Source organism: Citrobacter sp. UYEF32, assembly GCF_040546205.1.
Taxonomy (GTDB): Bacteria; Pseudomonadota; Gammaproteobacteria; order Enterobacterales; family Enterobacteriaceae; genus Phytobacter; species Phytobacter diazotrophicus.
Window position 1 is genome coordinate 362,016 of the sequence record NZ_JBEPNI010000005.1, and the last position, 14,132, is coordinate 376,147.

The 14,132-nt window shown below is 53.0% G+C and carries 12 protein-coding genes; 3 read left to right on the forward strand and 9 right to left on the reverse strand.

What is annotated here, in order from left to right:
• Positions 1-25: 25 nt before the first annotated feature.
• Positions 26-688, reverse strand: coding sequence for a DUF3313 domain-containing protein (locus tag ABIB59_RS16290; protein WP_039079114.1), 663 nt, complete (start codon positions 686-688; stop codon positions 26-28).
• A gap of 160 nt (positions 689-848) precedes the next feature.
• Positions 849-2,444 carry an ABC transporter substrate-binding protein gene (locus ABIB59_RS16295; protein ID WP_354036190.1) on the reverse strand — a complete coding sequence of 532 codons (1,596 nt, stop codon included), beginning with the start codon at positions 2,442-2,444 and terminating at the stop codon, positions 849-851.
• 117 nt (positions 2,445-2,561) lie between these two features.
• On the opposite strand from ABIB59_RS16295, the gene pepT reads away from it, so the two are divergent.
• A complete protein-coding gene (gene pepT / locus ABIB59_RS16300) occupies positions 2,562-3,791 on the forward strand; it encodes a peptidase T (RefSeq protein WP_354036191.1) in 1,230 nt (409 codons plus the stop codon).
• On the opposite strand, the gene tehB is transcribed toward pepT, so the two are convergent.
• Positions 3,788-4,381 (reverse strand): tellurite resistance methyltransferase TehB, encoded by a 594-nt coding sequence (gene tehB, locus ABIB59_RS16305; protein WP_107223070.1) that lies wholly within the window; start codon positions 4,379-4,381, stop codon positions 3,788-3,790. The two genes, pepT and tehB, sit on opposite strands and share 4 nt — an antisense overlap.
• 137 nt (positions 4,382-4,518) lie before the next feature.
• Here tehB and ydcK point away from each other — a divergent pair, with 137 nt between their 5' ends.
• Positions 4,519-5,499: a YdcK family protein gene (gene ydcK / locus ABIB59_RS16310; RefSeq protein ID WP_335255390.1), complete on the forward strand. Its 981-nt coding sequence runs from the start codon at positions 4,519-4,521 to the stop codon at positions 5,497-5,499.
• On the opposite strand, the gene rimL is transcribed toward ydcK, so the two are convergent.
• From rimL to ABIB59_RS16330, 4 genes are all read right to left on the reverse strand, one after another.
• Positions 5,494-6,045 carry a 50S ribosomal protein L7/L12-serine acetyltransferase gene (gene rimL, locus ABIB59_RS16315; RefSeq protein ID WP_039079119.1) on the reverse strand — a complete coding sequence of 184 codons (552 nt, stop codon included), beginning with the start codon at positions 6,043-6,045 and terminating at the stop codon, positions 5,494-5,496. The genes ydcK and rimL overlap by 6 nt on opposite strands.
• Positions 6,046-6,092: 47 nt before the next feature.
• Positions 6,093-7,748 (reverse strand): glucan biosynthesis protein D, encoded by a 1,656-nt coding sequence (locus ABIB59_RS16320; protein WP_039079120.1) that lies wholly within the window; start codon positions 7,746-7,748, stop codon positions 6,093-6,095.
• A gap of 401 nt (positions 7,749-8,149) precedes the next feature.
• Positions 8,150-8,929: a transporter substrate-binding domain-containing protein gene (locus tag ABIB59_RS16325; protein WP_039079121.1), complete on the reverse strand. Its 780-nt coding sequence runs from the start codon at positions 8,927-8,929 to the stop codon at positions 8,150-8,152.
• A gap of 12 nt (positions 8,930-8,941) precedes the next feature.
• Positions 8,942-10,111 (reverse strand): pyridoxal phosphate-dependent aminotransferase, encoded by a 1,170-nt coding sequence (locus tag ABIB59_RS16330; RefSeq protein WP_039079122.1) that lies wholly within the window; start codon positions 10,109-10,111, stop codon positions 8,942-8,944.
• Positions 10,112-10,222: 111 nt separating this feature from the next.
• Here ABIB59_RS16330 and ABIB59_RS16335 point away from each other — a divergent pair, with 111 nt between their 5' ends.
• Complete coding sequence (locus ABIB59_RS16335; RefSeq protein ID WP_071194126.1) at positions 10,223-11,065, forward strand: LysR family transcriptional regulator; 843 nt, start codon at positions 10,223-10,225, stop codon at positions 11,063-11,065.
• On the opposite strand, the gene ABIB59_RS16340 is transcribed toward ABIB59_RS16335, so the two are convergent.
• Together ABIB59_RS16340 and hglS are read right to left on the reverse strand one after the other, a co-directional pair.
• On the reverse strand, positions 11,062-12,570 hold the full coding sequence (locus tag ABIB59_RS16340) for a carboxylesterase/lipase family protein (RefSeq protein WP_317078709.1): 1,509 nt from the start codon (positions 12,568-12,570) through the stop codon (positions 11,062-11,064). The two genes, ABIB59_RS16335 and ABIB59_RS16340, sit on opposite strands and share 4 nt — an antisense overlap.
• 42 nt (positions 12,571-12,612) lie before the next feature.
• Entirely contained in the window at positions 12,613-13,956 is a 1,344-nt protein-coding gene (gene hglS, locus ABIB59_RS16345) for a 2-oxoadipate dioxygenase/decarboxylase HglS (RefSeq protein WP_354036195.1), read from the reverse strand.
• Positions 13,957-14,132 lie beyond the last annotated feature (176 nt).

A 14,132-nucleotide genomic window follows, 5' to 3' on the forward strand; every position in this document is an offset into this window, starting at 1 on the left:
ATCCTCTGGGATGGCGCGCCTGTTTTTATTTTTTGGAAACATCAAACATGGTGGCATCGGTCGCCATGTTATCAATGACCTGTTTCAGCGTATCTACCGTCATCGGCGCATTGGCATTGCTCAGACTTTTACCCTCGCCCTGACGCACCACTTTAATCACCGGCTTATTGGTCTGTGCATCAATCAATTCACCTTCGAAATAGAGATGGGTGTCCATAGTCCGGTGACCTGTAGCGGCCTGCGTACCGGCAATCACCATAGCAACCGGAATCACTTCGTAGAATTGCAGGCCTTGCTTGCTGCTGTCCACGCCGGTAATGGCGCCACGGAAAATCAGGCTATGCGCACCCGGAGAGGTCACCAGCGGTTTACGCTGTGCGGCGGCAGCTTTCAATTTGGTGTTCGTGTAGGTCAACAGCCCGTCGAGCGTTTGCTGGCTCACCTGGCTGGTCGGTTTTGCTACCGGGTAATAGGTTACCGGATGGTAGACAATACTGTCGTATTTACTCAGATCAAATGAAGGATCAACCCAACGCAATACGGGCTTACCGCTTGCGGACGTTGTTTGTTGTAAGTTGGAATAGTCTTTTAAGAAGCCGGAATATTGTTCAGGTTGAGTCACTTTTGACGCACAGCCTGATAACGCAAGCAGGCCGGCAAGCACGGCAACTTTAAATACAGTACGCATGGAAGGTCCCTTTGAGTTTGTATATGCACTAAAAGTTATAGCAAACAACTGGCTACAGCGATGGCGGAAAAAAGCTGTCACGCTCAAATTTCAGAAAAATATAATACTCACTGTTCTAATAAAGGACACTTGCGCCGGCGCAAGGCACCGGCGCGTCTGATTATTTATTGATATCGACCTGGTAGAAAATATGTTTACCGAACGGATCGACTTCATAGCCTTTCACGTTATTTCGTACCGGTTCAAAAATAGTGGAATGGGCAATCATCACCGCAGGCATTTGATCGTGCATCATCTGCTGGGCTTCTTTATACAGCGCCACGCGCTTGTCGTGATCGGTAATGGTTTTCGCTTCGGCGATGATTTTATCAAACGGCTGGTAGCACCATTTCGACGAGTTAGAACCGCCATTGGCAGACTGACAGGTAAATAGCGGGCCGAAGAAGTTATCCGGGTCGCCGGTCGCCGTTGTCCACCCCATCAGCGCCGCCTGATGCTCGCCCCCTTTCACCCGTTTTAAATATTCCCCCCACTCATATGTGACAATTTTCGCGTTGACCCCGACTTTCGCCCAGTCGGCCTGAATCATCTCGGCCATCCGTTTGGCATTCGGGTTGTAAGGCCGCTGAACCGGCATCGCCCACAAATCAATGGTGGTGCCCTCTGGCAACCCGGCTTCTTTCAATAAAGCTTTGGCTTTTTGCGGATCGTAAGCGTAATCCTGCAATTCGCTGTCCGCACTCCAGACGCCAGGGGGCAGAAGATTTTTCGCGGCGGTTCCGGTGCCCTGGAAAACCGCATTGATAATGGCCGGTTTATTGATAGCCATCGCCAGCGCCTGGCGCACTTTAACGTTATCAAGCGGCGCTTTTTGCGTGTTAAAGGCAAGGAAACCGGTATTCAACCCCGATTTGCTCATCAGCGTAATGTCTTTGTTCTCTTTCAGACGCGGCAAATCCGCCGGGTTAGGGAATGGCATCACCTGACATTCATTTTTCTCAAGCTTGGCGAGACGTACTGAGGCATCTGGCGTAATGCTGAACACCAGACGGTCGATCTTTGCTTTGCCCTGCCAGTATTCCGGGAAGGCGGTAAACAGAATGCGGGAATCTTTCTGGTACTGAGCCAGTTTGAACGGGCCGGTACCAATTGGCTCCATATCCACTTTTTCCGGCGTCCCGGCTTTTAGCATCGCATCGGCGAATTCAGCAGATAAGATAGAGGCGAAATACCAGGCCAGGTCAGGCACAAAGGGCGCTTCGGGATGTGCCAGCGTAAAGCGCACGGTGTTGTCGTCCACTTTATCGATAGCGGTAATCAGCTTGCCAAATTCCAGACTTTCGAAATTGGAGTAGTTGCCGTTAGAGACGTTATGGTAAGGATGCTGCGGGTCTTTTTGCCGCATGAAAGAGAAAATGACGTCGTCGGCATTAAAATCGCGCGTCGGCGTAAAGAATTTATTGCTCTGAAACTTCACCCCTTTACGCAGATGGAAGGTATACACCTTGCCGTCTTCGCTGACCTCCCAACTCTCGGCCAGCCCTGGCTGGAGTTCGGTCGTCCCGGCTTTAAAATCGACGAGCCGGTTATAAACCGGAACCGCGCTGGCGTCGACGCTGGTGCCTGAGGTATAGAGTTGCGGGTTGAAATTCTCTGGCGATCCTTCTGAACAGTAGACCAGGGTTTTTGCCGCCACAGAGGAACTCACTGCCAGGGCCAGCAAGGCCAGCGCAACTGTTGTCTGTTTTCTAGTCATAGATTTTCCTGTCGTTTTCTTTCCATGAGCCAAATAGTGCTTGTTGTTTGCGCTTCCATAAATAACATTAAAGTAATATTGCAAGCACCTGATAAGTCAAATAAAGAAGGAATCACTATGACATCGCCCCTCGCCAGTCAATTAACGCAACGCTTCTTTCGCTATCTTGCTATCACCAGCCAAAGTGACGCTGCCGCCACGACATTACCGACCACGCCCGGGCAATTAGACATGGCGCGCGCACTGGCGCAAGAGCTGCAAACGCTGGGCCTGGATGAGATTGTGCTGGATGAACACGCCACGGTCACTGCTGTGAAAAAAGGCACGGTGCCGGGCGCGCCGCGTATTGGTTTTATCACCCATATCGACACCGTAGACGTGGGTTTGTCGCCGGATATTCATCCGCAAATTCTGCGTTTCAAGGGAGAAGATCTCTGTCTGAACGCCAGCAAAGATATCTGGCTGCGTGTGGAGGAACACCCGGAAATTAACGCCTACCTTGATGAAGAGATCATCTTTAGCGATGGCACCAGCGTACTGGGGGCAGATAACAAAGCCGCTGTCACGGTTGTGATGACGTTGCTGGAAAACCTGACGGCAGAACAGCAACATGGCGATATTGTCGTGGCGTTTGTTCCGGATGAAGAAGTCGGCCTGCGTGGGGCGAAGGCACTGGATTTAAAACGCTTTGATGTCGATTTCGCCTGGACTATCGACTGCTGCGAAAAAGGCGAGATTGTTTTTGAAAACTTCAATGCCGCCTCGGCGTCTATCCATTTTACAGGCGTCACCGCGCATCCGATGTCGGCAAAAGGTGTGCTGGTTAACCCACTGCTGATGGCCATGGATTACATCAGCCACTTTGACCGTCAGCAAACGCCGGAACATACCGAAGGCCGCGAAGGCTATGTGTGGTTCAATGGGATGGAAGCTGTTCAGGGACACGCGCATCTTAGCGCCAGCATCCGTGACTTCGACAAAGCGAGCTTTGAGCGCAGGAAACAGCAGATTGCCGATGTCGCAAAAAAAATCGCCGCACAGTACCCCACCGCGAAAGTGGAGTACAGCATCAGCGATATTTACAGCAATATCAGTAACGCCATCGGCGAAGACAAACGCGCAATTGATTTACTGTTCGAGGCGATGACCACGCTTGGCATCACTCCCAAACCCACCCCCATGCGCGGCGGCACAGACGGCGCGGCGCTGTCTGCAAAAGGGTTATTAACCCCGAATTTCTTTGCCGGCGCGCACAATTTTCATTCGCAATTTGAATTTCTGCCGGTGAAATCGTTCGAGGCCTCATACCAGGTCGCGTTACAGTTATGCCTGCTGGCGGCGCGTTAAGCTTTACGCGCCAGTAAGGTCGCAAAGCGCAGTTTGATACGGTTGCCATTGGCGTCGGTGCGGTGCAACTCACCGACGTCTTCATTGTATTTTTCCAGTTCCCACCCTGCGTAGTAATCACGCAATTCATTCTCTTTAAAGGCAAACGGGAAACCAACGGTGCAGGGGAAATCGGCCGTGTCCATCGCCGCCACAATCAAGTTGTAACCTCCCGCTTTGGTGCAACGCTGCATATTGGCGATAAGCCCCGGAATGGTTTGCGGCTCAAGAAACATCATCACCACGGTCGAGAGAATAAAATCGTATTCACCCTCAAAGCTGAGTGCGTTCAAATCCACAATCGCGGTTTGCAGCGTGTTGAGCCCTTCGGCCTGACGAATGGTGTCGATATTATTGATGCTCGCGGCGTTTTTATCCCATGCCGTCACATCAAACCCATTGGCCGCCAGATAGAGGCTGTTACGCCCGTTGCCGCAGCCCAGGTCCAGTGTTTTGCCCGGTTTCACAAACTGCATGGCATGCAGTACCTCTGAGTGGGTGCGGGTCAGTCCATATTTTTCAGTAAAATAGCTGTCGTCAAACGTGGTCATGGTTGTTCCTTATTTTTTCCCTATATAAGCGCAAACTTATAAGATGTATTTTAAATGCATTTTATGTTTTTTCATTCTGAATAGCCAGTATCGCAAAGTTTGCTACGTTTATCGTGGGGAATTAATGGAAGCAAACAATGACTAAATATCGACTCAGTGATGAGCGCCGTGCGTTCAGTTATCAGATTAACGGCGAAAAACAGAAGGTCTCGCTGCGCCAGATTATTGCGTTGCGTGATTTTGGTGATGTAACGGCCGGCACCGTTGGTGGCTGGGTGGAAGATGAAACCACCCTGTCACAAGAAGGAGATTGCTGGATTTATGATGTGAACAGCATGGTGTTTGCCAACAGTCATGTGCGTGATGACGCCCGTCTGACGCAACCCTGTCTTGTTTGCCATGACGTTGAAATTGGCGGTAACAGTTGGGTTGATGCGGCAGAGCTAAGTCATGGTGTCGTATTAAGTGACAACGTCACTGTGCAGACATCCACTGTGCGTGGTGCCTGCCACCTGTTCGGTAACGCGCGTATTTTACACGGCTGTGAAATAATCGCCGCGCAGGGCCTTACGCCGGATAATCAACAAATACTGCAAATTTATGACCGCGCCACGGTTACCCATTCGCGCGTGGTCCACCAGGCGCAAATTTATGGCGATGCCATCGTTAAGTTCGCGTTTATAGAACATCGCGCCGAGGTGTTTGATTTCGCCCTGCTGGAAGGCAATGAGCAAAATGATGTCTGGGTGTGCGACTGTGCCAAAGTTTACGGCAAAGCGCGCGTTGTGGCCGGAAGTGATGAAGATGCCATTCCTACGTTGCGCTACAGTGCTCAGGTTGCGGAAAATGCCACCATCGAAGGCAACTGTGTGCTCAAACACCACGTTCTTGTCGGTGGCAATGCGCATTTAATCGGCGGACCGATTTTGCTGGATGAAAAAGTTGTTATCCAGGGAAATGCGCGTATCAAAGGCAATGTGCTGATCGAGAATCATATTGAAATCACCGATGACGCGGTGGTTGAGGCACCGGATGGCGAAAGTATTTTGCTGCGTGGTCAGAAGGTGATTAATGGCGCACAGTATATTACCCGCACGCCATTGGCCGGGCTGCTATGATGAGCGATCGATAATCTGCCCGTAGATATTCTGGTCATGAAAGCTGCCGTTCAGGAACTCCGCCTGCCGCAGACACCCTTCGAGGATAAAGCCGTTACGCAACGCGACACGGTTGCTTGCCTCGTTCGCAACCCGGCATTTAATGACGAAACGGCGGACATCACCCCGACGAGCGTAAAATGCCATAAACGCCTGCAGGCAGGTGGAGACAATCCCCTTTCCCTCTTTGTCTTTATCGAGCCAGTAACCGATATAGCCGGTTTTGTTGGTCGGCTCGATGGAGTTAAAGGAGAGCACCCCCACCAGCACGTTATCTTCGAGGATCAGGAACATTTTGGCGTAGCCGCGCTGATGCAGAATAATATTGCTTTGCGCGGTTTGCCGGGTCTGGTCAACCGAGCGCACATACTGCGGCCAGTCCAGAAAATGCTGTAGCCATTCGCGGTTTTTAACGATCAGTTGGTGCAGATCGTGAACAAAACGCTCATCAATGGCATGCAGTGCCAGATGGTCGTTGACGACGATCAGGCTGTCGGTGGAATCCATGACATCTCCTCGTATCAGAACCTCCCTCCCCGAGGGAGGTTACCGATTTAGCGCATGATGCGATCATCCACATAGTTGCGCTTGTCCGGCGCAGGCGGAAAATATTGATACAACCAGGTCTCGCTGATCGCATCCCCCTGACAGCGCAGGAAGAGGCGCATTTCAACCGGGTCGGTGGAGTTGGACGTTGGGTACCAGTCGAACAGAATACGGTAGCCGTCGAAAGGCTCAACATACAGGATTTCAACCTGTTTGGCTTCCCCGTTAGACAAGGTGATAACCGGTTCAATCCCCTTCGGCGCAGCGGCTTTCAGGTCACCACCGACAAAATCAATGGCGAAACGGCGCGCCCATTTTTCCGGGTAATGCTCGCCAGGCGCCCACCCTTCCGGGAAGCCGCCCATACCGGTGCGGGTGGCATAGACACGCGCCAGCGGCGAGCGTACCGGCGGCATTGCGCTCCAGTACAGACGATACTGGAATGCCAGCTCATCACCCGCACGAACCGGCTTCTCCGGCTGCCAGAAACAGACCACGTTATCCAGGGTTTCACCCGTGGTCGGGATTTCCATTAATCCAACGCTGCCCTTACCCCATTGGTTACGCGGTTCGACCCACAGGCTTGGGCGTTTGTTATACCAGCCCATTACGTCCTGATAGTGAGAGAAGTCGCGGTCAAGTTGCAGTAAACCAAAGCCTTTCGGGTTGTTGTCCAAAAAGGCGTTGAATTGCAGTTTCTGCGGATTGTTCAGAGGGCGGCAAACCCACTCCCCGTTCCCACGCCACATGGCCAGACGGTCGGAGTCATGGATCTGCGGATGAATGGTGTCGCACACGCGACGTTCATTGTTACCGCAGCTAAACATACTGGTCATCGGCGCGATACCCAGTTGTTTGATGTCTTTACGCGCATACAGGTGGTTATCCACCTCCATGATCACCTGGCTCTGTTCACAGTGGATCACGAATTTGTAGGCCCCGGTCAGACTCGGGCTGTCGAGCAACGTATAGACCGTAAAAGAGGTATCAGAGGCTTTCGCCGTTTCAAACCAGAAGGCGGTAAAATCCGGGAACTCTTCCGGTGTGTCTGTAAAGGTGTCGATTGCCGCACCACGTGCAGAAAGCCCGTACTGGTAAGTACTGTCTACCGCACGGAAATAGCTGGCGCCCAGGAAAGAGACAATATCGCGACGAGCCAGTTCAGGCGCTTTAAAGGCGCGGAAACCGGCAAACCCCAGATCGCTCTGCCCTTCAAGCTGCTTCGTATCGACGCCTGCATCATGGTAGTTAAACAATTCAGGACGGAAATGAATCTCACGCGCCTGTTGGGTTGCGGGATCAAGCGAGAACATGCGCACGCGGCGACGGAAACCCATCCCCATATGGAAAAACTGCACATCAAGCTGACGACCCTCAACATTGTTCCACAATGAATGTTGCGCATCGTACTGAATGGCGTTGTAGGCCTGTGGCGTCATGTTTGCGAGCGTATCCGGCAGTGGACGCGGCGCACCGCCCCACGGCTGTTGCGCCAGGTCATGTGCCATGGACTGCAATACGGAAAAATCGAAACGACGACTCTGACCATCGGCGATATCGGAATCAGCAGCAAACGCCGCACGGGAGAACAGAGAAGCAAAGCCGGAAGTCCCGCACGCTGCGGCCAGCGCCATAGATGCCTTAATGAAACGTCTGCGGTTCATGCCTGATAATACGTCCTTATGGTCGTGAGAAGCGGTTTTGTACAAAACAAAACCACGGCAAAAGCTAACGGTTATGACCGCACACTCTAGACAAAATTGATTGAGAATCCAATTGTTGACGGGTGATATTCTGCGCAAAGCTTGAAATATTTTTGTCGATGGGATCGACCTGAAAACGGTGTAAAGAAAGGTATAATTTTTGCGGAGCGGAAAATATCCCATTACGTTGCTAAATGTATCGCCACTCTTTTTCGCGCCTGGTCATAGCGCAAACGTAACGGCGCATACGCCATTGCCGCATGAAGCACCCCATGGCGTATTGGATCGGAACACGAGATGATTTCGGATATAAAAAGACCCCTTCCGGACATCGACGGCTGGGGTCAGAAAAGGTGGGCTTGTTATTTAGCGCTGACGCTAACATCAATACCCGGGAAATATTTCTCCGCCAGGGTTTTGATGGTGCCGTCGGCGCGGACTTTATCAATTGCGGCGTCAAGTTGCTTTTTGGTGGCCTCGTCACCTTTACGTAACCCAAAGCCGATGCCACTGCCGAGGATCGTATCGTCTGATACCGGTTTGCCAATAAAGCCAAAACCTTTACCCTGCGGTTTGCTCAGGAAACCTGCCTGCCCGGCCGCCGACATGACCAGCGAGGCGTCAATGCGGCCATTTAGCAAATCACCCCATGCCATATTCTGATCTTTATAAGACACCACGGTGACACCGTGCTTTTCCCAGTGCTCTTTTGCATAAGTTTCCTGAATGGAACCCTGCAATACACCGATGGTTTTGCCTTTCAGACCTTCGGCTGTCGCTTCCATCCCATCACCCGATTTGCCCACTAACTGAGAGGGAATGCGATAGATAGGCTGAGTGAAATCAATGCTCTGACGACGCTGCTCGGTGATATTCATCGCTGAATTGATAGCGTCAAATTTTTTCGCCACAAGGCCTGGGATCAGCGCATCAAATGAGGTTTCAACCCAGGTACATTTCAGTTCTGCGGCTTTACAGATGGCATTGCCCAGCTCAATATCAAAGCCTTCCAGTTCGCCGGACGCATTGCGGCTTTCGAATGGCGGATATTCCGCTTCCAGGCCGTAGCGTAACTGGGTGGCCGCGAAAGAAGATAATGAGCAAAGCATGCCCATGCCCAGAAAGAGTGCTTTCAATTTCACGATTAACGCTCCTTAGCGTGGCTTAACACGACACAGGGCCTGCGCGCCTGCTCTGAGTGTGGCCTCATCTTTGGCAAAAGAGAGGCGAATCAATTTGTTATCAGTGCCATCAGTGTAAAACGCCGATAACGGAATGGTGGCAACGCCGTAATCGGTAATTAACCTTTTGACCATCTCGCTGTCGCTCTCGTCACTGAAATGGCTGTAATCCGCCAACAGGAAGAACGAGCCCGCGCTCGGTAATAAGCGAAATGGCGATTCTGCCAGCAGGGTTTGCAACAAGTCGCGTTTGCGCTGGTAGAACGCCGACAGCGACAGCCAGGTCTGGGGATCGGTCATATGCTCGGCAAAAGCGTACTGCATTGGCGTATCGGCGGAAAACATTAAAAACTGATGGACTTTCACAATCTCATCCATCAACTCAGAGGGCGCGACGCAATAACCCACGCGCCAGCCCGTCACATGATAGGTCTTACCGAAGGACGAGATAATCACGCTGCGCTCCGCAAGTTGCGGATGGGTCGCCATACCGTGGTGCGGCTGATCATCAAAGACCACGTGCTCGTACACTTCGTCAGACAGAATCACGATATCCGTGTTACGCGTTAACGCCGCCAGTTGTTGCAGATCATCAGCGGAAAAGACCTGGCCACTCGGGTTATGCGGCGTGTTAATGATGATCATGCGCGTGCGGGGTGTGATGGCCGCGCGAACTTCATCCCAGTTCACCGCAAAATCAGGGACCGTCAGTTTAATGGCGATGGGGGTTGCCCCTTGCAGACGGACAATCGGCGCATAGCTGTCAAACGACGGCTCGAAATAGATAACTTCATCGCCCGGATGAACCAGACCACTGATGGCCGAATAGAGACCTTCACTGGCGCTGGCGGTAATCAGTATTTCGCTGTCCACGTCATACTGCGTGCCGTACAGGTCGTGAATTTTCTGCGCAATGCGTGCTTTCAGCGGGCGTAAACCCGTCATCGGGGCGTACTGGTTATGATCGGCCTGCATCGCCCTGGTCACGCCGGAGATCAGTTGCGGGTCGCAGGAAAAATTGGGCGCGCCCTGAGAAAGGTTAATCGCATTATGCTGTGCGGAAAGCTGGCCAATAACGGTAAAAATGGTCGTACCCACGTCGGGTAATTTAGAGCGGGTTTTCACCGGTGTACGCAGAGTCATTCTTAATCCTTTCTCATTAAAAGTGCATAACCATTCAAATAAAAGCGCGTTGAGTCCACAATCGATTTGTTGTCATAATAGCCATGAGTAAATTGCATAGCTGGAGTCATCATGCCGAACCGAACGTTGCCACTAAACGCTATTGACGCTTTTCTGGTCACAGCCCGCCATTTAAACCTTACCCATGCGGCAAAAGAGTTATGTCTGACGCAGGGCGCGGTAAGCCGTAAGATTGCTTCGCTGGAAGCGTGGTTTGGTTTCCCGCTGTTTGAACGTCATGCGCGTGGTTTACGGTTATCGCCTCAGGGTAGCGCCCTGCTGCCGGAATTGCGCTCGGCTTTTGAACACCTGCAAACGCTTGCCGCACAGGCGCGCGCGCAACAAACGGTCGTTCGTCTGAAAGCGCCAACCTGTGCGATGCGCTGGCTGGTTCCACGGCTTATCCAGCTTGAGCAGACCTGCCCGGACGTGCAGGTAGCACTGACCACCACCACTGACCATGGCGTTAACTTCAAAACCGAGCCGTATGATGCGGCAATAGTTTTTGGTACCCATTTCAGCGCGGGCGATCTGCTGTTTGATGAAGCGCTGACGCCGGTAATGAGCACGCAATTAACGGCCGATGAAAGGCTCAGTAATGTGACCTTTCTGCATCCGACCAGAGATAAAACGGACTGGTCACTGTGGCTGGCGAAACAGGACAACGCAGCGTGGGTTATGAAAAAAAATCAACACTTCGACACCATGGATCTGGCGATCACGGCGGCCATCCAGGGGCTGGGGGTGGCGATTGCCGATGAAACCCTGGTCGCGGAGGATATTCGTGCCGGACGGCTGATGCGCCCCTATGCGCAAAGCGTTAAGACGGGTGCGAGCTATCGTCTGGTACTGAGAGATTCACAGAATAATGCCGCCGGGCTGGCGGCATTTCGTACGAGTTTACTGAATAATTAATCAAGTTTGACGTGATGCCTCATGACCCGTTTAAACAGCATCAGGCGTGCGCGCATAAAGCGATTGGTCATGCGAAAGCCCGCATGTTTATTCAATCCCATGCGTAGCAATCTGTCGCGCCCTTTGCCGCAGGACTGCCAGCGTACAGGCCCCTGCAGCACATTGCAGGTGACGCTGGCGTCGCGGGCAAAACTCACCCAGTAATCGGCAACCTTTGCCGCAAACGCCAGGTCTCGCTCATTGACGTAATGGCACGCCGGTTCCGTCAGCATGAGGTTATCAAACACATACGGCACTTCGTTTCCATGCCAGGCGCCGTTGGCGTAGGTGTCATGCTCGGCCTCTGCAACGTAGTCAAACCAGTAACGCCAGCACGGCTGCCCGATGCGCTGTTGCGCCTGCATCACCACCAGCCCGAGCGATGTGAAAGCCATGTCCCGGCAGACCTGACGCCCCAGTTCCGCATCCCCTTTTACCCCAGGGTAAAGCAGCTTAATGATCCCCAACCCAAAACGCTGCTCGCGCCGTAACTTATCAATTTGCCCGGCAAGGTCGACGCCAAACTCGGCCATTACGCTGGCTTCATCGCTGTTCGACCCCACAATAACCGGCATCGGATGCTGCGTTGCGTTGAAAAAAACGTCCAGCGCTGGCACGGGTAAGACGCTGTCTCCGGCAATCGGCGCGGGGGCAATTTTTAACGGGGAAGCGAGCGGCCAGAATGCCTCAGCCGGGATCGCACGCAGCGTCTCTGCCGTGGCGTCAGGCACGCCGAGATGCTCTGCAACGGCAACCCCTTTTTCCAGTGCACGCTCAAGCGGGGTATCCGGCAAGGTATAGCTACTCTGGATAATGGCTTTATGGAACAGCCCTTTTGCCTTCGGCGAGGCCATCAGCGACATCACGCTACGCCCCCCGGCGGATTCGCCAAACAGCGTAATATTGCGGGCATCACCGCCAAAAGCGTGGATATTCTCTTTAACCCAATGCAGCGCCGCAATTTGATCGAGCAGGCCGAAATTACAGAGGGTTTCCTCCTCTTCTGCTTGCAGGGCCGGATGGGCAAAAAAGCCGAGATGGCCAAGGCGATAATTGAGCGTAACCAGCACCACGCCGCGCCGGGCAAGTGCTTTGCCATCATAGGGCGGCAGATCGCCCGCACCCATCGTAAAACCGCCGCCGTGCAGCCAGACCATCACCGGGAGTGACCCACTACGCGCGGCAGGCGCGCAGATATTCAGATAAAGGCAATCTTCGGAAAGCCTTCCCGGATCGCCACCGGCGATCTGCGTGCAGGTTTCACTGTTTTGCCAACTGGCGGCAGAAAATGTATCAGCAACGCGGATCCCCTGCCAGGGCGCTGGCGGCTGTGGCGCCCGCCAGCGTAGTGGACCAACGGGCGGCGCCGCGTAAGGGATACCGCGCCAGCTAAGGCAATCATCATCCAGTGTGCCCAAAAGCGTGCCGTGGCGGGTTTCTGCTATCGGGGCGGAGGGATTTTCCATGACAACATCCTGTTTATTCACATCCGTAGCAGAGTACCTTTTTTACAACAGACCGCAACGTCGTTTGCTGCGCTCTTCCGCTTGCGCGTAGAGGGTGAACTCATCAAGCACTTCGCAGCCAAGCGCCTCTTCGAAACGCAGTTTGCTGGCGTTACCGTGGCTACGCTGTTGCGTTTCATTGTCAAGGTTTGACTGAAAGATTCCGGCCGCGCTGACGGGGAGAAAATCTTCATAGATGATAGGTTGCGCAACAACCCAACCGCGCTCAATAAGCGGCTGCGGATCGTCGCCCGGACGAATCGCCTTCCGGTGAGCCTCGCCGGAGGGCGTCAGGCGATAACGGAAGTAGGCCAGTTGCTGGCGGCGCAGTAGCATTTCGCTGTCGGGGAAAGTGTGAAACATCTCCTGTAAGTGTAACTGATGGGTCAGATTGTCTTTTCCGGTTCCCGCTTCGTTAAGTAGCCGATCATACAGCGCCCGCCCTTTTGGCGTCAGGGCCACGCCACGTTGTTCGATTTCACCAAAACGGGCAGTATGTGTCCCCTGCTGCTCTCCGGCGAACAATACCGGTTCATCAAGCGCTTTGAAGCTGGTCTGGCGCAATAAAATCGGCACTTCACGGCGTGGCGGACCTTCAATCAGGATTTTGGGCTCGATTCCATATTTCGGCATCAGCGCCTGTACCTGATCAATATCCAAGGTGCGTGGTGTCAGATGATTGATATGGCAACCAGGGAAGCAGACCACATCAGCGATCAGGCGGTGCTCATTGTGCAGCGCATGGTATGTCAGGGCGTCAACGGTGGCATGACGATGCCAGCGAAAGGTCTCCAGCGCTTCTTTCACAAACTCACTCGCCTGAGAGGCAGTGAACTCGCCGGTTTGTTCATGCAGGGCAATGAGTTCATGGCAACGCGGGGTGAAAATATCCCTGCGTTGTAAAATGGCGGCGGCTTTATCGCGAAGCTGCACATCCTCAATCAGTTCAAGGCGCAATAACGACGTAAAGATGCGAAAGGGATTACGCGCCAGAGCCGCATCATCAATGGGGCGAAAGGCGGTGGAGTGTACCGGAACACCCGCCTGCGACAGGTCGTAATAGCTCACCGGAAACATACCCATAATCGCGAACATCCGTCGTAGCGTCGCCAACTCATCCGGGCGTCCAACGCGAATCGCCCCATGACGTTCGACGTTCAGCCGCGCCAGTTCGTCTGCGTTAACCAGTTGTTCATGCAAGCGGGGATTATTCTCAAGGACTGCCAGATTGACGTCCGCAACCAGCTCCAGCAAGGTGCCGTACTGCGGAACTTCCTGCTGGTACATCGCTGACATTGCTTGCGAAAATTGTTCCCGAATTTCATCAGCCGTGATGGTGTTCGCCATGTTGTCATGTCTCCAGTGTGTATTACCTGGAGTGTAGAGAAGCCCTTGCTGGCCTGTGAGAGATAATTTACGAAGTGTGATCGCGGCATAAAACCAAAAATGCCGTATTTCCGGCTATTTGCATAACCAAAAATTATGCTTAAACCCCCACAGACATGCGGTTGACATCACACTGC